24 protein-coding genes are annotated in these 20,221 nt (G+C 71.9%); 6 read left to right on the forward strand and 18 right to left on the reverse strand.

The genetic code is table 11. The annotated features are described in order from the left end of the window. The gene (gene guaB, locus F0L68_RS06095) at positions 1–1,512 is read right to left on the reverse strand and encodes an IMP dehydrogenase (protein ID WP_149848466.1); all 1,512 of its coding nucleotides are present in this window, start codon (positions 1,510–1,512) and stop codon (positions 1–3) included. A 127-nt stretch (positions 1,513–1,639) separates the two neighbouring features. Here guaB and F0L68_RS06100 point away from each other — a divergent pair, with 127 nt between their 5' ends. Beyond that, positions 1,640–2,026, forward strand: a complete 387-nt coding sequence (locus F0L68_RS06100) for a DUF5319 domain-containing protein (RefSeq protein WP_149848467.1) — start codon at positions 1,640–1,642, stop codon at positions 2,024–2,026. Positions 2,027–2,164: 138 nt separating this feature from the next. On the opposite strand, the gene F0L68_RS06105 is transcribed toward F0L68_RS06100, so the two are convergent. From F0L68_RS06105 to F0L68_RS43380, 5 genes are all read right to left on the reverse strand, one after another. After that, on the reverse strand, positions 2,165–3,079 hold the full coding sequence (locus F0L68_RS06105; protein WP_188316417.1) for an anti-sigma-D factor RsdA: 915 nt from the start codon (positions 3,077–3,079) through the stop codon (positions 2,165–2,167). 81 nt (positions 3,080–3,160) lie between these two features. Beyond that, on the reverse strand, positions 3,161–3,733 hold the full coding sequence (locus F0L68_RS06110) for a sigma-70 family RNA polymerase sigma factor (RefSeq protein WP_149848469.1): 573 nt from the start codon (positions 3,731–3,733) through the stop codon (positions 3,161–3,163). Between the two features lie 253 nt (positions 3,734–3,986). Next, on the reverse strand, positions 3,987–4,583 hold the full coding sequence (locus tag F0L68_RS06115) for a response regulator transcription factor (RefSeq protein ID WP_015805222.1): 597 nt from the start codon (positions 4,581–4,583) through the stop codon (positions 3,987–3,989). An 80-nt stretch (positions 4,584–4,663) separates the two neighbouring features. Continuing rightward, complete coding sequence (locus F0L68_RS06120) at positions 4,664–5,680, reverse strand: hypothetical protein (protein WP_188316418.1); 1,017 nt, start codon at positions 5,678–5,680, stop codon at positions 4,664–4,666. Positions 5,681–5,694: 14 nt separating this feature from the next. Beyond that, positions 5,695–6,894: a MerR family transcriptional regulator gene (locus tag F0L68_RS43380; RefSeq protein ID WP_438672253.1), complete on the reverse strand. Its 1,200-nt coding sequence runs from the start codon at positions 6,892–6,894 to the stop codon at positions 5,695–5,697. Between the two features lie 207 nt (positions 6,895–7,101). Here F0L68_RS43380 and F0L68_RS06130 point away from each other — a divergent pair, with 207 nt between their 5' ends. Continuing rightward, complete coding sequence (locus F0L68_RS06130; RefSeq protein WP_149848470.1) at positions 7,102–7,404, forward strand: WhiB family transcriptional regulator; 303 nt, start codon at positions 7,102–7,104, stop codon at positions 7,402–7,404. Positions 7,405–7,587: 183 nt separating this feature from the next. Next, positions 7,588–7,842: a PLD nuclease N-terminal domain-containing protein gene (locus tag F0L68_RS06135; RefSeq protein ID WP_223198546.1), complete on the forward strand. Its 255-nt coding sequence runs from the start codon at positions 7,588–7,590 to the stop codon at positions 7,840–7,842. A 112-nt stretch (positions 7,843–7,954) separates the two neighbouring features. Here the strand turns inward: F0L68_RS06135 and groL are convergent, their stop codons facing one another. The 8 genes from groL to tsaB form a co-directional block, all read right to left on the reverse strand. Then, positions 7,955–9,592, reverse strand: coding sequence for a chaperonin GroEL (gene groL / locus F0L68_RS06140; RefSeq protein ID WP_149848472.1), 1,638 nt, complete (start codon positions 9,590–9,592; stop codon positions 7,955–7,957). 123 nt (positions 9,593–9,715) lie between these two features. Further along, positions 9,716–10,009, reverse strand: coding sequence for a co-chaperone GroES (groES, locus tag F0L68_RS06145; RefSeq protein ID WP_149848473.1), 294 nt, complete (start codon positions 10,007–10,009; stop codon positions 9,716–9,718). A gap of 152 nt (positions 10,010–10,161) precedes the next feature. Then, complete coding sequence (locus F0L68_RS06150) at positions 10,162–10,749, reverse strand: Uma2 family endonuclease (protein ID WP_149848733.1); 588 nt, start codon at positions 10,747–10,749, stop codon at positions 10,162–10,164. Positions 10,750–10,898: 149 nt separating this feature from the next. Next, a complete protein-coding gene (locus F0L68_RS06155; protein WP_149848474.1) occupies positions 10,899–11,105 on the reverse strand; it encodes a DUF397 domain-containing protein in 207 nt (68 codons plus the stop codon). A 12-nt stretch (positions 11,106–11,117) separates the two neighbouring features. Continuing rightward, entirely contained in the window at positions 11,118–11,975 is an 858-nt protein-coding gene (locus tag F0L68_RS06160) for a helix-turn-helix domain-containing protein (RefSeq protein ID WP_149848475.1), read from the reverse strand. 125 nt (positions 11,976–12,100) lie between these two features. Further along, the gene (tsaD, locus tag F0L68_RS06165; RefSeq protein WP_149848476.1) at positions 12,101–13,153 is read right to left on the reverse strand and encodes a tRNA (adenosine(37)-N6)-threonylcarbamoyltransferase complex transferase subunit TsaD; all 1,053 of its coding nucleotides are present in this window, start codon (positions 13,151–13,153) and stop codon (positions 12,101–12,103) included. After that, a complete protein-coding gene (gene rimI, locus F0L68_RS06170) occupies positions 13,146–13,622 on the reverse strand; it encodes a ribosomal protein S18-alanine N-acetyltransferase (protein WP_149848734.1) in 477 nt (158 codons plus the stop codon). Before rimI ends, tsaD begins: the two co-directional genes overlap by 8 nt. 17 nt (positions 13,623–13,639) lie before the next feature. Then, the gene (gene tsaB / locus F0L68_RS06175; protein ID WP_149848477.1) at positions 13,640–14,329 is read right to left on the reverse strand and encodes a tRNA (adenosine(37)-N6)-threonylcarbamoyltransferase complex dimerization subunit type 1 TsaB; all 690 of its coding nucleotides are present in this window, start codon (positions 14,327–14,329) and stop codon (positions 13,640–13,642) included. A gap of 74 nt (positions 14,330–14,403) precedes the next feature. Between tsaB and F0L68_RS06180 the strand changes: the two genes are divergently transcribed. From F0L68_RS06180 to F0L68_RS06190, 3 genes are read left to right on the forward strand one after another with little or no spacing between them, the layout of a single operon-like run. Continuing rightward, positions 14,404–14,868 (forward strand): MerR family transcriptional regulator, encoded by a 465-nt coding sequence (locus F0L68_RS06180; protein ID WP_149848478.1) that lies wholly within the window; start codon positions 14,404–14,406, stop codon positions 14,866–14,868. Further along, positions 14,829–15,170 carry a thioredoxin gene (trxA, locus tag F0L68_RS06185; RefSeq protein ID WP_149848479.1) on the forward strand — a complete coding sequence of 114 codons (342 nt, stop codon included), beginning with the start codon at positions 14,829–14,831 and terminating at the stop codon, positions 15,168–15,170. The genes F0L68_RS06180 and trxA overlap by 40 nt, the downstream gene beginning before the upstream one ends. Positions 15,171–15,227: 57 nt before the next feature. Next, entirely contained in the window at positions 15,228–16,673 is a 1,446-nt protein-coding gene (locus tag F0L68_RS06190; RefSeq protein WP_149848480.1) for an acyl-CoA synthetase, read from the forward strand. A 4-nt stretch (positions 16,674–16,677) separates the two neighbouring features. Here the strand turns inward: F0L68_RS06190 and F0L68_RS06195 are convergent, their stop codons facing one another. The 4 genes from F0L68_RS06195 to alr are packed head-to-tail and all read right to left on the reverse strand — an operon-like array spanning position 16,678 to position 20,128. Beyond that, positions 16,678–17,382 carry an HAD family hydrolase gene (locus F0L68_RS06195; RefSeq protein WP_149848481.1) on the reverse strand — a complete coding sequence of 235 codons (705 nt, stop codon included), beginning with the start codon at positions 17,380–17,382 and terminating at the stop codon, positions 16,678–16,680. Between the two features lie 9 nt (positions 17,383–17,391). Then, positions 17,392–17,871: a tRNA (adenosine(37)-N6)-threonylcarbamoyltransferase complex ATPase subunit type 1 TsaE gene (gene tsaE, locus F0L68_RS06200; protein ID WP_149848482.1), complete on the reverse strand. Its 480-nt coding sequence runs from the start codon at positions 17,869–17,871 to the stop codon at positions 17,392–17,394. A gap of 11 nt (positions 17,872–17,882) precedes the next feature. Then, the gene (locus F0L68_RS06205; protein ID WP_188316419.1) at positions 17,883–18,992 is read right to left on the reverse strand and encodes an alpha/beta fold hydrolase; all 1,110 of its coding nucleotides are present in this window, start codon (positions 18,990–18,992) and stop codon (positions 17,883–17,885) included. Further along, positions 18,989–20,128, reverse strand: coding sequence for an alanine racemase (gene alr, locus F0L68_RS06210; protein WP_149848484.1), 1,140 nt, complete (start codon positions 20,126–20,128; stop codon positions 18,989–18,991). The genes F0L68_RS06205 and alr overlap by 4 nt, the downstream gene beginning before the upstream one ends. Between the last annotated feature and the right edge of the window lie 93 nt (positions 20,129–20,221).

Consider the following 20,221-nt stretch of genomic DNA (forward strand, 5'->3'; position numbering starts at 1 on the left):
CTACCTGGTGGTGTAGTTCGGGGCCTCGACGGTCATGGTGATGTCGTGCGGGTGGCTCTCCTTGAGGCCGGCGGCGGTGATCCGCACCAGCTGGGCCTCCTGGAGCTCGGCGATGGTGTGCGAGCCGGTGAAGCCCATGCCGGCGCGCAGGCCGCCGACGAGCTGGTGCACGACCTGCGCCAGCGGGCCGCGGAACGGCACCCTGCCCTCGATGCCCTCGGGGACCAGCTTGTCCTCGGAGAGCACGTCCTCCTGGAAGTAGCGGTCCTTCGAGTAGGACTTGGCCTCGCCGCGCGACTGCATCGCGCCGAGCGAGCCCATGCCCCGGTAGCTCTTGAACTGCTTGCCGCCGACCAGCACCAGCTCGCCGGGGGCCTCGGCCGTGCCGGCCAGCAGGCTGCCGAGCATGACCGTGCTCGCGCCGGCCGCGATGGCCTTGGCGATGTCGCCGGAGTACTGGATGCCGCCGTCGCCGATCACCGGGATGCCGGCGGGGCCACAGGCCAGGTTCGCCTCGTAGATCGCGGTGATCTGCGGCGCGCCGACACCCGCGACCACGCGCGTGGTGCAGATGGAGCCGGGGCCGACACCGACCTTGACGGCGTCCGCGCCCGCGTCGATCAGGGCCTGCGCGCCCGCGCGGGTCGCCACGTTGCCGCCGACGACGTCGAGCCGGTCGCCCAGCTCCCGCTTGATCTTGGCGACGGTCTCCAGCACGTTGCGGGAGTGCGCGTGCGCGCTGTCCAGCACCAGCACGTCGACCCCGGCGTCGGCCAGCGTCATGGCCCGCTTGAAGCCCTCAGCACCGACGCCGACGGCCGCGCCGCAGAGCAGCCTGCCGTCCCGGTCCTTGGTGGCGTTGGGGTACTGCTCGGTCTTCACGAAGTCCTTGACCGTGATCAGCCCGCGCAGCTTGCCCGCGCCGTCCACGATCGGCAGCTTCTCCACCTTGTGCCGGCGAAGCAGGCCGAGCGCGGCCTCGGCCGAGACGCCGACCTGGGCGGTGACCAGCGGGCCCTTGGTCATGACCTCGCTGACCAGCCGGTTGTGGTCGACCTCGAAGCGCATGTCCCGGTTGGTGATGATGCCGACGAGCGCGCCCTCGGCGTTGGTCACCGGCACGCCGGAGATCCGGAACCGCGAGCACAGCGCGTCGACGTGCGCGAGCGTGTCGTCCGGGGAGCAGGTCACCGGGTCGGTGACCATGCCGGCCTCGGAGCGCTTGACCGTCTCGGCCTGCCTGGCCTGCTCGTCGACGGAGAGGTTGCGCTGAAGGATGCCGAGGCCGCCCTGCCGGGCCATGGCGATGGCCATCCTGCCCTCGGTCACGGTGTCCATGGCGGCGGAGACCAGCGGAATGCCGAGCCTCAGGTTGCGGGAGAACCGGGTGCCGGTGTTCACCGCACTCGGCACGACGTCCGACTCGGCCGGCAACAACAACACATCGTCGAAGGTGAGTCCGAGCATGGCGAACTTGGGCGGGACTCCGGCAGCGGTGAGCTCGCTGGTCATGGCGGGTGGCAAGCCTTCCGTAGGGCGCTGGTCGCGCCGCCCGTGTGATCGGGTTTCCGCAGGCGGCGACGGTCCAACCCATGGTATCTGGACGCGCGGGGGGCCTCTCCCGGTACCGTGCGGGGTCGTGCCGCACGATGCGTTGCCCCCAGACCCCTTCGAGGGCGACCCGGAGGACCCGGCGCGGGTTCTCGGGGAGCCGGACGAGGACGTGGCCCACGCGATGGGCGAGGAAGAACGGACCGAGCTCGTCGGCGATCTCAGCGACCTCGCCGTCTACCAGGCGTTGCTGGAGCCGCGCGCGATCCGCGGCATCGTGGTCGACTGCGGCGAGTGTGAGGAACCGCACTACCACGACTGGGCGCTGCTGCGGTCGAGCCTCGAACAGCTGCTCGCCGACGGCCGGATGCGCCCGCACGAGCCCGCCTACGACCCGGACCCGGCGGCCTACGTGAGCTGGGAGTACTGCCGGGGCTTCGCCGACGGCGTCACCGCGACGGAGAGCGCCCACTAGCACCCGTTCCGGGGTCCATCCACTACCGGACTGCGCCGTCTCTACCCGCTCCGCCGCCTGTCGAGTCTCCGCGAAGGTTTCCCGACAGCCGGCTTTCGAGGGTGTCAGCTCGCGTTGTGCGGACGACTCGCCTGCCGCCTACTTGGAGCCGGTCGAGCCCGCCGGTGCGGTGCCGGTGCCCGTGGCGCCCCCGCCGGCCGGGGCGTTCTGGGTGCCGTTCTGGGTGCCGCCGCCCGGCGTGTTGCCCAGGGTCGGGCCGGAGGACTCGCCGCGCGACTGGCCGGTGCTGAACGTGCTGCTCAGGGTCGGCGGTGGCGGCGGGCTGCTCGGCACTGTGGTCGACGGCACGACGGAGGTCGGCGGGATCGTGGTCGTGACGGCCGAGGTCGGCGGCTCGCTGCTCGGCGTCGCCGAGGACTGCGGCACGGTGGTCGACGAGACCGGGACCGACGAGCTGACCTGCGTGCTCGGCACGGCCGAGGTCGTGCCGGTGAGCTGCTGGACGAGCTCCTCGTGCCGGTGCGCCAGGTCGGCCTTGCCCTCGTCGCTGGCCACGGCGGGCAGCGACGCGCTCGCCTTGTTGAGCGCGGTCTTGGCGTCGTCGAGGCGACCCTCGCGCAGCGCCATCTTGGCGCTGTCCAGGTCGGTGCGCACGGCGGCGGCTGCCTCGACCGAGCGGGCGTGGTCGGCGTAGAGCACCCTGGTCAGGCTCCACAGGGCGTCGCCGGGTTGGGCGTCCCGTGCGACCAGGCTCATGCCGGTGAACGCGATGACGAGCACGGCCGCGGCGGTCGCCAGCGGCACGAGCAGGCGGTGCCGGGGCGACAGCGGCTTGCTGGCCGCCTCGATGGTCGCCACCGCCGTGTCCACGTCGACCAAGTCGGCGAAGGGAGTGCTGTCCACCTCGCGCCGCCAGGACAGCAACAGGGCGTTGAGCTGCTGGTCGGCCAGGGATCCGGTGATGTCCGGGTCCGCGCCGCCGAGCGTGTCGAGCAACGCGTCGTCGGCCTGGATCGCGGACAGGTCGTCCGGTCCGAGAGTCGGTTCGGTCAACGGGTCGTCCGACGTAAGCGCCGTGCCGCGATGTTCACCTGTCGCGTACTCCTCTTCACCGCTTTCGTGCCTGCCTGCCACTCAGAACACCTCCTCCGGCTCCAGGGTCCTGCGGAGCCGAGTCAGCGCACGGTGCTGCGCGACGCGCACAGCACCGGGAGTCGACCCAACTGCGTCAGCGGTCTCCTCGGCTGACAGCCCGACGACCACTCTCAACAACAGAATCTCGCGCTGCTTGTCCGGGAGCACCCGCAGCAGCCGCGCCATCCGTTCGGACAGCTCGGCCTGCATGGCCCGCTGCTCGGGACCGGCGTCGAGGACCGGGGCGTCCGGCACCTCCGGCACCGGCTCGGATCGGTTCCGCGCCGCCGAGCGATGCGCGTCGGCGACCTTGTGCGCCGCGATGCCGTAGACGAATGCCAGGAACGGCCGGCCCTGGTCGCGGTAGCTAGGCAACGCCGTCAGCACCGCGAGACACACCTCCTGAGCCACGTCGTCCGCCGAAGCAAAGGACCGCTCCTGCCGGCCAACCCTGGCCCGGCAGTAGCGCACCACCAAGGGACGGATCAGCGCGAGAAGACGCGCGACCGACGGGCGATCGCCTTGGACAGCGTTGCCCACCTCGGCGTCCAGTCCGTCCCCCAAGTTCGTCATCGCAGACAACAGCCCTGGTGTTACGTGCGGCCGTACCGCCGTCCGACGATACGAGCGGTACAGGACACTCGTACCGGTGGCGTTCACCGTACCGGTCAGCACGAACGCTCCTCAGAGGTGGCCTGAGCCACCTGATGCACACAGAGTGTTGCCTGATGGCGCAACCAAGTCCAGCCCGGCGACGAGGTCACCGGGCTGGGCGAGGGCTTGGTTTCGTTCTGTCAGGACGCTTGCGCCCGGCAGAAATGCGCGATCAGGACACCAGACCACGGCGGAAACCGTGGGCCACTGCCTGGGCGCGGTCCCGGACGCCGAGCTTCCGGAACAACCTGCGTGCGTGTGTCTTGACGGTGTCCTCGGACAGATAGAGTTCGCGCCCGATCTGTCCGTTGCTCTTGCCCTGGCTCATGCCGCGGAGCACCTGGAGTTCGCGCTCGGTGAGCTGAACCCCCGGGTCCGACGGCTGGCGGGGCGCCGGCACCGAGGTGCTGGCCAGAGTGTGAGCGAGGGCGGCGACCAGCTCGGGACGCGAGGCGTCCCAGCGCAGGTAGCCGCGGGCACCGCCGGCAATGGCGGCCGCGATACTGCCGGCGTCGTCGGGGGCGCCGAACACGATCACGTTCGCCTGCGGATTGGCCGACACGAGCCGTCGCGTCGCTTCCACACCGGTCGGTACGGCGCGCTGGGTTCCTACCAGTACGACGTCGACTGGCTGCCGGGAAAAGCGAGCCAACAACTCGTCACCGTGCGCTACGCAGTCGATGCGACTCACCCCGGGGACAGCCGACATCACACGGGTGAGACCCTCCCGCACGCTGCGCCGGTCATCGCAAATCAGGACCGTCGTCACGGGGACTCCTTCCTGCAGCCGAGTGACGTTTCACTTCCCCTATCGGACGCTGGGGTGCCAACCTTGACACGATCCGGTGCTTAATCCGTCAAGAACTTCGTTCGGGGGTCTGCGTTCGGGGGGTCCCCGGAACGGAGCAGCGTCGTGGGCATCCAGGGCGAGGCCGACGCGAGGCGCCGCCCGTGCGCGTCTGCTCTCCGTAACACGCAGGTGAGAGCCCCTGTCGCCCGGTCGAGAGCGTCGCTTACCCCGGTCGGGTCATAAGCGTTAAGGACTAGACCACTTGGCCAGACAAGGGGCGGTAGGACCTGAGTGTGACTTAGGACACACTTGAGCAACCGAGCGGCGCGATCCCGTCCCGCGGGCGTCCCCGCGACGGCGAGCGCGGTGCCGAGCACGAGGTCCGACTTCAGCGAGTGCCGCACCGCGCCGGCCGCCCGCGCCACCCCGGCCGCCGCCTCCGCGGGAGCCACCGCGCGGTCCGCCCGGCCAGCGGCCAACTCGATCTCCGCCGTCACCCAGCCGATCCTGACCTCGGCCCGCCAGCCGACGGCCGGCCCGCGAGCCCTGGCCAGCAGCCTTCGCGCCTCGGCCAGCCTGCCGAGGCCGAGCGCGTCGGCCGCGAGCCCGAGCAGGGCATCCACCAGCGCACCCCGCCCGTCGACACCGTCCAGATCGACGCTGTCCGGATTGACGCTGTCCCAATCGGTGCTGTCCGGATCGACGCTGTCCGGATCGGTGGCCTGGTCGGAGCCGGGCAGCACCGCGAGGCGGCCGAGTGCTGCGGCGTCGCGCCGCCTGGCGGCCGCGTGCCCGCCGAGCTGCCGGTGGTGCGAGGCGAGGGCGCTGCCGGCCAACGCGGCCAGCACCGGATCGGCGTGCCGGGTCAGCGGGTCGAGCAGCGCGGCCGCGGCGGCGTAGCGCCCCTGGCCGCCCAGCACCACGGCGGCCAGCCAGCGCTGCCGGGCCGAGCCCGTCGCGGCCGCCGACCACACCTCGGCCGCCGGCAGGTCCCCGAACGCGGCACGACGCAACCACGCGTCTGAGGCGTCGGATTCGGCGGAGCCGGGTTCGGCGCGCGATTCTCGACCAGTCACCCCACCAGCGTGCGCTACGCCGGATCCACGGCCGCGACGGCCCGCTCGATCAGCTCGACACCCGCCGCGATGGCGTCGATCCGTTCGACCGAGGCCGGCACCACGCAGCGCTGCCAGCCGGGGCCGCCGACGTACACCCGCAGCTGCTGCCGCGTCCTCGGCAGCACGTCGAACACCATCGGGTCGGCGTAGCGCGGCACGTCCGCCCACACCACGACCGCGGCGGGCGCGGTCCGGCGCACCGCGGCGACCAGCGCCTCGAACGGCAGCGCCGCGCCCAACTGCCTGACCCCGATGCCCCGGCCCGCCAGCGCGGCGGACAGCGGATACAGCGGCAGGTTCTGCCGCTCGCCCGGCATGCAGGCGAGCAGCACCGGGCGCGGGTTGCGCGGCGCGGACACGATCGGCGTCACTCGGACCATCGCGGCCAGCACGCACTCCCGCAGCAGCTGCTCGATCTCCAGGCCCGACCCGGAGTGCTCCCACCGCGCGGAGATCGCCTGCCGCACCGGCGCGATCACCGCGGTCCAGGTGGCCAGGACGCCCCGCTCGGCCAGCGAGTCGGCCAGCAGGTGCTGCGCCGCAGCGGAGTCCATCGCCAGGACCGCCCTGCCGAACCCCCTGGCCAGCCTGCTGGCGTCCGGCATCCGCAGCCCGCGCCCGCCGACGGCTGCCGCGCTCGGCTCGAACTCGCCGCCCGCCAGCAGCGGGAGGCCCGTCGCGCCGTGCGCCGACGGGCCGGTCGACGGGCCGAACGCGGATGTGCCTGGGTCGGCGGCCGGCTGGCGCGCCTGCCCGCCGGCGGGACCACGCGGCTGCGGCGAGGTCTCCGAGGTCGTCGAGGTCTCGGCTAGCTCGCCGACGAGCGAGCCGACCAGCGTCGGCACCGCGCGCGGCGCCGGTCCCGGCACGGTGAGCGCGTACCTGGCCGCCTCGGCGGGCGAGGCACCGCGCAGCAGGGCCCGCTGCATCAGCTCCAACCTGGCGATATCCCTCGGCCCGTAGCGCCGGTGCCGCCCGATCGTGTGATCACTGGGGCCGAGGCCGTACCGGCGATCCCAGGTGCGAAGTGTGGCGGGCGCCACACCGAGCCTGCGGGCGACCGCGGCGACGGACAGCCTCGGCTCACCGTCGTCCGCCGCGGCATCGTCGCTGGTGAGAGCCGAAGTCGGGGACGCGTGACTACCGGCCGAGGTCGGTTCCGGTCGCGTCATCACGGGGACATGGTCCGGTCACCTCTTCCGTGCGGCAACTCCGACCCCGCTGCGTACACAAACGACGCAATACCGACCCATCGGCTGAATTGACCAACTTCTAGCCGTCAGCCTCTTGAACAAGTATTGGCGCGGTTCTACGGTGGATCATCGTTAAGCCAAATGGAGCAACCCACTTCGGTGGTCCACCCTGAGGAGGCGTTCTCGATGGCAGACACCCGGAGGCTCCCCGGTCCCAACGCGGATGTGTGGGACTGGCAGATGCAAGGCTCCTGCCGGGGCATGGACAGTGCGTTCTTCTTCCACCCGGACGGAGAACGCGGCCCCGCGCGGGCCAGGCGGGAGGCTCGCGCCAAGGCCGTGTGCCTGGCCTGCCCGGTCCTGGAGATGTGCCGCCGCCACGCGCTTGCGGTGCAGGAGCCGTACGGCATCTGGGGTGGGCTGTCGGAGTCGGAACGTGACTCGATCATCAAGTCCCGCAAGCGACAGCTCGTCCTGGCCACCACCTGATCACCGGTGTCGCGGGCTCTTGGGAGGCCCCGGGGCCCGCGACACGCACGTCATCCTGAGGTCGCACGTCTCGCCGCAGGCGCTGCGCCCTGAGCAGGACATCGGGACCACCCTCGCGACCGAGGCGAGATGACATCGCGGCTGCCTACCGTGGTTCTCGTCGCCAAGGGGTGGGAGGAAAACGTGGTCAGCACACAGCTCGCGTCATCGCAGGTCGCACAGGTCTTCACGGGAACCGCGACCGTCGGCCTCGCGCTGATCGGCCTCTCCTACGTGCTGCTCGTGGTCGCCGCGCTGGTGAGCGTGCTGCGGTCCCGGCTCGACGGCGGCATGAAGGCCGTGTGGGTGCTGCTGGTGTGGCTCGCGCCGTTCGTCGGCAGCATCGCCTGGTTCCTGGTCGGTCGGCGCTCGGCCGCGCCGCACCGACACGCGCTCTGACCCGGCGCACCGACAACGGCCAGACGCACCGACAGCGCGAAGGGGCGGCACCCACCGGGTGCCGCCCCTTCGTCTTCGTCGTTCAGTCGCTCACGCGGTCCAGCTCAGGCGATCAGAAACCGCCGGGGCCGTGCCCGTGACCGTGCCCGTGGCCGTGACCGGCCGCCTCGGGCTCCTCGTCCTTCTTCTCCACCACGGCCGCCTCGGTGGTCAGCACCATGCGGGCGATGGAGGCGGCGTTGGCGACCGCGGAGCGGGTCACCTTCACCGGGTCGACGACGCCGTCGGCGATCAGGTCGCCGTAGACCAGGGTCGCGGCGTTGAAGCCCTGACCCCAGTCGAGGTCGCGGACCTTGGAGACCACGACAGCGCCCTCGAGGCCGGCGTTCGCGGCGATCCAGAACAGCGGGGCGGCCAGCGCCTCGCGGACGATGGCGACACCGGTCGCCTCGTCGCCGTCCAGGCCGAGACCGCCGTCGAGCTCCCTGGCGGCGTGGATCAGCGCGGACCCGCCACCGGTGACGATGCCCTCCTCGACCGCGGCCTTGGTCGCGGCGACCGCGTCCTCGATGCGGTGCTTGCGCTCCTTGAGCTCGGTCTCGGTGGCCGCGCCGACCTTGATCACGGCGACGCCGCCGGACAGCTTGGCCAGCCGCTCGGCAAGCTTCTCGCGGTCCCAGTCGGAGTCGGTGGCCTCGATCTCCTTGCGGAGCTGCTCGGCGCGCCCGGCGACCGCCTCGGCGGAGCCGCCGCCGTCGACGATGGTGGTGAGGTCCTTGGTGACGGTGACCCTGCGGGCCTGGCCGAGCACGTCGGGACCGGCCTCGGAGAGCTTGAGGCCCACCTCGGCGGCGATGACCTGCGCGCCGGTCACGACGGCGAGGTCGTCAAGGAACGCCTTGCGGCGGTCACCGAAGAACGGCGCCTTGACCGCGACGACCTTGATCGTCTTGCGCAGGGAGTTGACCACCAGGGTGGACAGCGCCTCGCCCTCGACGTCCTCGGCGACGATCAGCAGCGGCTTGCCGCTCTCGGCGATCTTCTCCAGCAGCGGGAGCAGGTCGGCCAGCGCCGAGATCTTCTCGCGGTGCAGCAGGATCTGGGTGTTCTCCAGCACCGCCTCCTGCGCCTCCGGGTCGGTGGCGAAGTACGCGGAGATGTAGCCCTTGTCGAACTGCACGCCCTCGGTGATCTCGAGCTCGGTGGCCAGCGTCGAGGACTCCTCGACGGTGATCACACCGTCCTCGCCGACCTTCTCGATGGCCTCGCCGAGCAGCGCGCCGATGGACTCGTCCCGCGAGGAGACGGTGCCGACCTGGGCGATGTTGTCGCGGCCCTTGACCGGGGTGGCCTTGGCCTTGAGGGCCTCCACCACGGCGTCGGAGGCGGCCTGGATGCCGCGGCCGAGCGAGGTCGGGTTGGCGCCGGCGGCCACGTTGCGCAGGCCGACCCGGACCATGGCCTGGGCGAGCACGGTCGCGGTCGTGGTGCCGTCGCCGGCCACGTCGTTGGTCTTGGTGGCGACGTTCTTGGCGAGCTGCGCGCCCAGGTTCTCGTAGGCGTCGGTCAGCTCGACCTCACGGGCGATGGTCACGCCGTCGTTGGTGACGGTCGGGCCACCGAACTTCTTGTCGAGCACGACGTGGCGACCACGCGGGCCGAGCGTCACCTTGACGACGTCCGCGAGCTGGTTGACGCCGCGCTCAAGAGCCCGACGAGCGTCCTCGTCGAAGCGAATCTGCTTTGGCATTGCGTGCCTTCCTCATGCCGGCCGTCGGCGGATGTTCGCGCGCAGGCCGGTTCAGATACGGAGAACGCCCCGGAGGCCCCGGGATGGGGCCGCCGGGGCGCCTGGCGTCAGGTCAGCCGGACGTCAGTTGATGACGGCCAGCACGTCGCGCGCGGAGAGGATCAGGTACTCCTCGCCGTTGTACTTGACCTCGGTGCCGCCGTACTTGGAGTAGATGACGACATCGCCAACCGCAACGTCCACGGGGACGCGGTTGCCCTTGTCGTCGATCCGGCCCGGACCAACAGCCAGGACCTTGCCCTCCTGGGGCTTCTCCTTGGCGGTGTCCGGGATGACGATGCCGGACGCAGTCGTCGTCTCGGCCTCGTTGGCCTGGACGAGGATCTTGTCCTCGAGCGGCTTGATGTTCACGCTCACCGGTGTGACCTCCACGGGTCGTCGAAAGCGTTGGCAGGTACCTACGGCGCCTGCCACCCCGCCGTCGCGGGAGCCGGGGCGGTGTCTGGTGCCGTGCGATTAGCACTCTACCCATACGAGTGCCAGGCATTCAACGAGGGTGGTCATCGCCACTATGGACGGCGCTGACGGACCAGGTCAGCAGGGTCGACGACCACCGGGAACGGGCGCTCGATCTCGGCCCGTTCGCCAGCCGGCGCCGTGAGCGTGTGGACGTATTGGCCCCGGCGGAGTTCGGAGACGATCAACCGCAGGGTCTTCTCCAGCTCCAGTCGCCAGTATGAGGCGATCCCAGCCGATGCGTAGAGCCGAGGTTTGATCACTCGGTCCTGCGACCGACTGTTCAGAGCGACGATCTCAACCACTGCCAGGACCATCTCCGGCTGACAGCGAGGCGGGTTGCTGTCCGAGTACTCGCCGTCCACGACGACGATGTCGGGCGTGGTGAGCAGGCCACCCGGAATCTCGACGTTGACCGCTGCCAGGACCTCCACACTCGCGCCGACCGAGGTGGCAGCGGTCTGGAGCAGGTTCGCCAGGTTCCGCGATGCCCGCTGATGAACGACGGTTCCTGGCGCGGGGCTCACCGTCAGGATGCCAGGGAAAAGGATCTCGTATCGAGTGTGATTCCCGTGATCTTCGAGAGCCTCGACGTCCTCGATCGTCCACGGCCCAGTGTGCGCACCAATCGCGGTCCTCATCACGCCCTCTCGTCGCGACTGTGGCCGACACCGACCCGGCCATGCCACGCAGCATGGCGGCGGCACAACAGTGCACGTCAAGCATGAAACGGACCGTTCACGGCATCGAGTGACCTCGGATCACCCGAGGAGAAGGAATCGCGCCCGGTTCAGCCGAGGTCGAAGGAGCCGGCCTTGCCGGAGGCGAGGAAGGCGGTCCAGCCGCGCTCGGGGAAGACCAACGCCGGACCATCGGCGTTCTTGGAGTCGCGCACCCCGACCCGGGTGCCTGCGAAGCCGATCTCCACGCAGTTACCGCCGTCCTGACCGCTGCGACTGCTCTTGCGCCAGACGATGTTGGAGAGGTTCTGGGACACGCGGTCCTCCTCCTAGAAACGTCGATCGATCATGCCGCGAACGATCTCAGCCGTGTCGTTCGGGCCCATCGCTGCCTTCCGCATCCGATCGAAGAGCAACCTATACCGCTCGGCATCGGCCGGAGCCTCCAAGAACAGTGCGGTGCTGTTCTGCTCCAGATGCACCACATCCGGGTCCCCGGGGTCGGCAAACCCCAGCAGTACGAACGGCGCGCCCATGCCGGGATAGGCGCCCTCGTCCACGTCGATGAACTGAATGGTGACGTTGGGCAGCTCGGCCATCCTCACCAGATGTTCGAACTGCTCCTGCATGACCTGCCGGCCGCCGACCTGTCGGTTCAGCGCCGCCTCGTCGATGATCGCATGCAGCCTCAGCGGGTTGTCCGGGTCGGTGAGACGCTTCTGCCGCTCCATCCGCAGTTGGACCCGCTTCTCCACCTGGTCCGGATCGACATTGATGTTGGCCAGCATCATGGAACGGGCGTAGCCGGGAGTCTGGAGAAGTCCGCAGATGATCAGGGGCTCGTAGTTCAGCATCTCGACGGCTGCGGCCTCCAGCCCGAAGAACGTGGAGAAACGCCTGGGTGCCGCCTCAGCAAACCGCTCCCAATAACCCTCTCGCTTGGCGTCCTTGGCCAGGCCGAGCAGCGAGTCTCGTTTCTCGCCGTCGATGCCGTACAGCTCCAGCATGTCCCGCACGTCACGAGCCAGCACCGGCACTTTGCCCGTCTCGATGCGGCTGATCTTGGCTTCCGAGCACTCCAGATGCTCGGCCACCTCGTCCAGCTTCTTCTCCGCCGCATCGCGCAGCCGCCGCAGCTCGTGGCCGAGCCTGCGCCGTTGCAACACCGGACTGCCGTCCACGCCCATAGTCACGCCTCCCGAAGCACTGGTGTGGCCCACACCATGCCCTTACTTCGGTCGACCGCATCACTTAGAGCGCTTGGTTCACCGCATCGTGTAGCGCAGCGTCATGCAATTGCACGAGGTGAGCCTCAGGCGATCTGGATGGTGCCGACCGGCAACGCGGGGTTGGCCGACAGGTCCAGGGGCGACGGCTTCGCGCCGGCCGCCACCAGGTGCGCGCCGAGCGCGGCGATCATCGCGCCGTTGTCGGTGCACAGCCTCGGCCTCGGCACCCGAAGGGTGATCCCGGCGTCGGCGCAGCGCTCCGCCGCCAGCGCGGACAGCCGCGAGTTGGCCGCGACGCCGCCGGAGATCACCAGCGTGTCCACCTCGTACTCGCGCGCCGCACGCACCGCCTTCGCGGTCAGCACGTCCACCACGGCCTCCTGGAAGGACGCGGCGACGTCCGCGACCGGCACCGGCTCACCGGCCCGCTCGCGTTGCTCCACCCAGCGGGCCACGGCCGTCTTGAGCCCGGAGAAGGAGAAGTCGAACTTCGCGTCCCGCTGCCCGGTCAGCCCGCGCGGGAACGCGATCGCCGCCGGGTCGCCCTGGGCGGACAGGCGGTCGATCGGTGGGCCGCCTGGGTAGGGCAGGTCGAGGACCCTGGCGACCTTGTCGTACGCCTCGCCGGCCGCGTCGTCGATGGTCGAACCCAGCTCGGTGATCGAGCTGGCGATGCCCTCCACCAGCAGCAGTTGGGTGTGGCCGCCGGAGACCAGGAGCGCGAGGCAGCGCTCGGGCAGCGGGCCGTGTTGCAGCGTGTCCACCGCGACGTGGCCGGCCAGGTGGTTGACGCCGTAGAGCGGCTTGTCCAACGCCGCCGCGTATGCCTTGGCCGCCGACACCCCGACCAGCAGCGCACCGGCCAGGCCGGGGCCTGCCGTCACGGCGATCGAGTGCACGTCGGGCAGGCCGATGCCGGCGGTCTCCAGCGCCCGCCCCATCGCCGGGGCCATCGCCTCCAGGTGCGCCCTGCTGGCCACCTCCGGCACCACCCCGCCGAACCGGACGTGCTGCTCCAGGCTGGAGGACACCTCATCGGCGAGCAGCTCCAGGCTGCCGTCCGCGCCGAGCCGGACGATGCCGACGCCGGTCTCGTCGCAGGAGCTCTCGATCCCCAGAATGATCTTGTCAGGCACTGTCGTCCTCGGTGAGGTTCTGCGCGGGACGCCCCATCGTGTAGGCGTCCGCGCCGGAGGGCTGGTAGTAGCGGCGGCGCAGGCCGAGCTTCTCGAAGCCGTGCGCCAGGTAGAGCGCGATGGCCCGCACGTTGTCGGTGCGCACCTCGAGGAACACCGGGGCGTGCACCTCGTCCGCCCTGATCAGCAGCGTGCGCAGCAGGGTCGTGCCGATGCCGCTGCCCTGAAACGCTGGCGCGACCGCGATGGTGTGCACGCTCGCCTCGAGAAACGGCTCGCGGCCGGCGACGGCGAGCCCGGCGTAGCCGATCAGCTGGCCGTCCGGCAGCGACGCGGCCACGTAGTAGTTGCCGTGGTCCAGCTCGGCGTGGAAGGCGTTCTCGCTCCACGGGTCGTCGCCGGGGAACAGCTCGCGCTCCAGTTCGGCGCAGCGCCGCACGTCCTCGTGCCGCAGCGGGCCGATCGTCACGGTGCTGTTTCGCGGCTTCACGACGGCACCACCCGCTTGCGCGCCGCGGGCTCGACCGCGTCCGGCCTGCGCAGGTACAGCGGGGTCAGCGGCGCGGGCTCGGCGCCGGCCAGCAGCTGCTCGGCGGCCGCCGCGACCAGCCCGGCAGGTGACGGATATCCCGACCCCACCACGGGCAGGCCGAGCACGTCGGCGTACAGCTCCGCACCCTGTCCCGCCGCGACCTCGACCCCGAGGTCGGCGAGCCGCGCGGCCAGCTCGGCCGGCCGGTCCACGGCAGGGCCCTCGGTGCGGCGGCCCGCCGCGTCGTAGGCGGCCCAGTAGACCTCGCGGCGGCGCGCGTCCGTGGCGACCAGCAGCGGGCGACCCGCGCCGGCGGCGCGCACGTCCACGGCGATCGCGTCTGGCGTCGGGACCGGGTAGACGGGCAGACCCCTCGCCTGGCCGAGCGCGGCGGCTGTGACCATGCCCACCCGCAGCCCGGTGAACGGTCCAGGGCCGGCCCCGCAGACGACGGCGTCCAGGTCGGCGAACGACAGCCCCGCCTCGGCCAGCGCGGCCTGCACGTGCGGGGTGAGCAGTTCGCCGTGCGCCTTGGCGTCGACGGTGACCCGCTCGGCGAGCGTGCGGGGCGGCGAGTCGCCGTCCAGCACGACGACGCCGGCGGTGACGGCGGGTGTTGCGGTGTCCAGGGCAAGCACGAGCACGATTGACAAGAGTACGGCGCGCTGGACTTGACGTCGGCGTCAAGGCGCAGCATGGGCACCGAGGAGGACGCCGAATGCGTATCGGAGAGCTTGCGGACCTGGCCGGCACGACCACGCGCGCGCTGCGCTACTACGAGCAACAGGGGTTGTTGATGGCCAAGCGGGCCGCGAACGGCCACCGCGAGTACGACGAGGGCGACCTCCGGCTCATCCAGGAGATCCGGTCCCTCCAGGGGATCGGCTTCGCCCTCGAGGAGACGCGGCCGTTCGTGGACTGCCTGCGGGCCGGCAACGAGGCCGGCGACGTGTGCCCGGCCTCGGTCGCGGTCTACCAGCGGAAGCTGGCCGAGCTGGACGCCTGCATCGATCGGCTCCAGGACGTCCGGGGCCGGCTGCGGGACCAGCTGAGCCAGGTCGCCGGGCCGGCCGCGCTCGTCGCACTCGAGGCGACCCAACCCGTGTGCGAGACCACCGCGCACCTTGCCCATCAGGAGACGCCATGCGCACGATTGAGCAGCCAGGCACCACCGTCGCGGTGACCGACGCGACCTTCGCGGACGCCGTCGTCGGCGGCGACGGACCCGTGCTGGCCTACTTCTGGGCCACCTGGTGCCCGCCGTGCAAGATGATCGCGCCGGTGCTCGAGGAGCTCGCCGCCGAACTGGCCGGCAGGCTCACCATCGCGAAGATCGACATCGACGAGAACCCGGCGACCGCGCGCGACTGCGGGGTGATGGCCGCGCCGACGCTCCAGCTGTTCCGCGACGGCGAGGCGGTGCAGATCATCGTGGGCGCCAGGTCCAAGTCGGCCCTGCTGTCCTGGCTCGAACCGCACCTGTGACGGACAGGTAGTCCAGATCGCCTGGGTGTTGGGCGCGGCGCGGGCCAGAATGCGGGTGTGTCGGACCACCTGTTCCCCGCGCTCGCCCGCCCCGACGACCGAGCGGCGCTGCGCTTCGGCGACCACTCCCTGACCTACCCGCAGCTCGCCTCGGTCGCCGGCCGCGTCGCCGGTGAGCTGGCCGGCGCGCGGCGCGTGGCCGTGCTGGCGACGTCGACAATGGAGACCTGTGTGGCCGTGGTCGGCGCGCTGCTGGCCGGGGTCGCCGTCGTGCCGATCAACTCGAAGAGCGGCGAGCGGGAACTCGCGCACATCGTCGGCGACAGCTCGCCCGAGCTGGTGCTCGCCGCACCCGGCGTCGAGCTGCCCGACGCGCTGGCCGCGCCGCGCCGGATCGACGTCGACGTGACCCCCGGTCCCGCTGACCCGACGGCCCTGCCGCCGGAGCCGCCAGCCAGCACGCCCGCGCTGATCGTCTACACCTCGGGCACCACCGGCCCACCCAAGGGCGTCGTGCTGCCGCGCGGCGCGATCGCCGCGAACCTCGACGCGCTGGCGCACGCCTGGGAGTGGACCGAGGACGACGTGCTCGCGCACGCGCTCCCGCTGTTCCACGTGCACGGCCTGATCCTCGGCGTGCTCGGCCCGCTGCGGCGCGGCGGCGCGGTGCGCCACCTCGGCCGGTTCTCCTCGGCCGCGATGGCCGCCGAGCTAGCCGGGCCGGCGACGATGATGTTCGGCGTCCCCACGATGTACCACCGGCTGGCCGCTGACGCGGAGGCCGACGCCGGCATCGCCGAGGCGGTCGGCCGGGCGCGGCTGCTGGTGTCCGGGTCCGCCGCGCTGCCGGCCGTCGACCACGAGCGGATCGCGCGCGCGACCGGGCAGCGGGTGCTCGAGCGCTACGGGATGACCGAGACGCTGATGATCGCCAGCGTGCGGGCCTGGGCCGACCGCAGGCCGGGCACCGTCGGCCAACCAGTCGACGGCGTCGAGGTCCGGCTGGTCGACGAGGCAGGCAACACGATCGAGGGCGGCGACGACGAGACGGTCGGCGAGATCGTGGTCCGGGGGCCGAACCTGTTCCTGGAGTACCTGAACCGGCCGGACGCCACCTCGGCCGCGCTGCGGGACGGCTGGTTCCACACCGGCGACGTCGCCACCAGGTCCGAGGACGGCTACCTGCGCATCGTTGGCCGGCGGGCCACCGACCTGATCAAGAGCGGCGGCTTCAAGATCGGGGCCGGCGAGATCGAGAACGCGCTGCTGGAACACCCGGGGGTCGCCGAGGTCGCCGTCACCGGCGAGCCCGATCCCGACCTCGGCGAGCGGATCGTCGCCTGGGTGGTGCCGGCCGACGGGACGCCGCCCGCCGCCGAGGAGCTCGCCGACCACGTGAGCAGGCTGCTGACCCCGCACAAGCGGCCGAGGGTCGTCCGGTTCCTGGACGCGTTGCCGCGCAACGACATGGGCAAGGTGCTCAAGCGTTCCCTCGGCGGCTGACCGGTTAGCGGGACCGCCAGCCGTCGACGACGGGCAGCAGGTCCGCCAGCCGCTGGATCACCGCGTCGGGCCGCGCGTCGACGGGCACCTGCTGCTCGGCGGGGATCGTGCTGTGCGGCACGAGCACCGCGCGCATGCCGACGCCCTTGGCCCCGCTGATGTCGTCGTAGGGCCGGTCGCCCACGTACACGCAGTCGGCCGGGTCGGTGACGCCGACGGCGGCCATCGCGGCGCGGAACGCCTCGGGGTGCGGCTTGGTCCAGGGCAGATCGCTGCTCCACACGCAGGCGTCGAACAGGTCGAGCACGCCGTCGCGGCGCAGCACCTCCTCGTGCCAGGCGGCCGGCCACGCGGTGGAGGACAGCACGCCGACCCGGATGTCCCGCTCGCGCAGCGCGGTGAGCAGCGGGGCGACGTCGGGGTCGGTGTGCGTGGCGGGCTGCCAGGAAAGCCAGAACGCGGCCAGCGCCTCGGCCAGCTCGGGCGCCTCGGCGGCGGCCAGCACCTGGCCGAGCGTGAACGCCCGGTGCTCGACCCGCGCCACGTCCCACGCCGCGTTCTCGGCGGTCAACAGGGCCGAGGCGAGCTCGGCGGCGCGGAGCGGGTCGTCGGGGTGCACGACGTCGGCGTAGCTGCGCCAGATGGCCAGGTGGTCCATGGTCAGCCACGGGGTGAGCGTGCCGCCCCAGTCGAAGATCACTGCCCGCATGCGGCGAGCCTAGAGCGCGGTCAGGTCCCGATCGAGCCAATAACCGTGCGGTTCGAGGCTGGCGATGCGCACGTCGTCGTCCTGCCGTTCCAGCCGGATCAGCAGGTAGTCGGCGGACAGCCGGTCCGCGACGCCCTCGCCCCACTCCACCACGACGGCCGCGTCGACCAGGTCGGTGTCGAGGTCGAGGTCGTCCAGCTCGTCGAGGCGGCCGCCGAGCCGGTAGGCGTCCACGTGCACGAGCGGCACCCCGCGCCCGTCCGGCGCTGGCTGGTGCACGCGCGCGATCACGAACGTCGGCGAGCTGACCCGCCCGGTCACCCCGAGGCCGACGGCGAGGCCGCGCACCAGGGCCGTCTTGCCTGCGCCGAGCGGCCCGGACAGCAACACCAGGTCACCGCCCCGCAGCTGCCCGCCGAGCCGCGCGCCGAACCGCTCGGTGTCGGTCACCTCCGGCAACCGCAGCGTCCGCACGACTGTCGTGTCCATCTCGCTCACGTTCACGCTCGTCTCCACCACCGTCGCGGCTCGTCCGCCGGTCCGGCGGCGGCGCTTCGTCGCAGCAGGCCGACCAGGTGCCCGGTGACCAGGTCCGGCTGCTCCAGCATCACCATGTGCCCGGCGCCGGGCACCACGACCAGCTCCCCGTCGGGGATCTCCTCGGCGATCCGCTCGGCGTGCGAGGACGGCGTGAGCCGGTCCGCGTCGCCGCTGATCACCAGCACCTCGCAGTGCCGGAGGCCGACCAGCGCCCGGTACCGGTTGTGCGTGCCGAGAGTCTCCAGGAAGTCGGTGAGCACCCGCACCGGGGTGCCGTTGATCATCCGCTGCATCAGGTCGACCAGCGCCGGGCTGACCTTGCGGTCGCCGAAGGCGAGCGAGCGGATCGCGCTCCAGGTCAGCTGGTCCCCGGTGCGGCGGGCCCACTCGACGACACCGGGCTGCCAGCCGGCCAGCCTGCCGAGCCCGAGCGTCACCGGGTTGTGCCGCGACAGCATGGCCGCCGGCAACCCGGCCCCGCCGACCTCGCCCGCCGAGGTGCCGATCAGGGCGACGCCGCGCACGCGTTCGACGAACAGCTCCGGGCGCTGCTCGGCCAGCGCCATGATCGTCATGCCGCCCATCGAGTGGCCGACGAGCACCAGCGGGCCGTCCGGGACGACGGCGCGCAGCACCGCGTCCAGGTCCCTGGCCAGCTGGTCGATCGTGCTCGCCTCGGTCGTGCCCGTCCCGGACCGGCCGTGCCCGCGCTGGTCGTAGAGCACCTGGCGGACCCTCGGCTCGTGCAGCGCGGCGAGGTCGCGGCGCTGGAAGTGCCAGCAGCGGCGGTCCAGGGAGAAGCCGTGCACCAGCACGACGGTCAGCTCGGGCTCGCCGCCGTCGTCGGGGTCGACCTCCTCGACGGAGATCGGCACGCCGTCGTCGGCGGCCACCGTGGACTCGCGGTCCGGGGCCAGCTCGCCGAGCGGCTCCTCGGCGAGCGGGTCGTCGGCCTTGCGGCGCTGCGAGGACACCCGCGCGCTGTGCGCGGCCACGCTGACCACCGCGCCGGTCGCGGCCGCGCCGACGACGCCGCCGACCCAGCCGACGGTCTTCCAGACCGAGCTCACGGGGTTCCGCCGTACACGCGGCGCACCCTTGGCCGGTACATGCCGGTGACGATCTCGTAGTCGATGGTGCCGAGCGTGTCGGCCCACTCGCGGGCGGTCGGCTCGCCACGGTCGCCAGGGCCGAACAGCAGCACCTCGGCGCCGGTCTCGACGTGGTCGTCGCCGCAGTCCACCAGCAGCTGGTCCATGCAGATCCGGCCGACCACCTGGCGGCGGCGGCCGGCCAGCCACGCCTGCATGCGGCCGGACAGCATGCGCGGGACGCCGTCGGCGTAGCCGACCGGCACGAGGGCGAGCGTGGTCGCGCGCTCGGCGGTCCAGGTGTGGCCGTAGGAGACGGACTGCCCGGCCGGCACGCGCTTGGTGAGCGCCACCGAGGAGCGGAAGCTCATCACCGGCCGCAGCGGGGTCGCCGTGGGCACCGGGTTGAGGCCGTAGATCGCGATGCCCGGCCGGACCAGGTCGAAGTGCAGGTCCGGCCTGGTCAGCGTGGCGGCGGAGTTGGCCAGGTGGCGCATCGGCCGCAGCCCGGCGGCGACGGCGACGCGGTAGGCCTCGGCGAAGCAGCGCGCCTGGTCGTCGGTCACGGGGTTGTCGAGTTCGTCGGCGCAGGCCAGGTGCGACCAGACCGCGACGACGTCGACGTCCCCGTCGTCCTGGGCCTGTTTGGCCTCGGCGACCAGCGCTGGCCAGTCCGCCGGGGGGCAGCCGTTGCGGGACAGGCCGGTGTCGATCTTGAGGTGCACCCTGGCGCGGCGGCCGGCGGCGCGGGCCGCGGCCACGACGGCGCGCAGGCCGTCCGGCGAGGAGGCCGAGAGGTCGATGTCCTCGGCCACGCCTGCCGATAGGTCCTCGCCGGGCACGTCCAGCCAGCTCAGCGTCGGCGCGGTGATGCCGGCCGCGCGCAGGGCCAGCGCCTCGGCCAGCGAACACGACCCCAGCCAGGTGGCCCCGGCGGCCAGCGCGGCCCTGGCCACCTCGACCGCGCCGTGCCCGTAGCCGTCGGCCTTCACCACGGCCATGGTGGCCGCGCCGGACCCGGCGGCGAGGTCGGCGAGCAGGGCGACGTTGTGCCGGAGGGCGTCGAGGTCGACGAGGACCTCTGCGCGCGCCGGAGCGAGCTGAGTGGCAGTCATGACGCCTTCATGGTTCCACAAGAGACTGAGTGCCCGCCGTGACCCGCGTCCCCGAGCCCCGGCGCCCGCGCTCCTACCTGCGCCGACGCCGAC

It is taken from the genome of Solihabitans fulvus, from assembly GCF_008386585.1.
Classification (GTDB): domain Bacteria; phylum Actinomycetota; class Actinomycetes; order Mycobacteriales; family Pseudonocardiaceae; genus Solihabitans; species Solihabitans fulvus.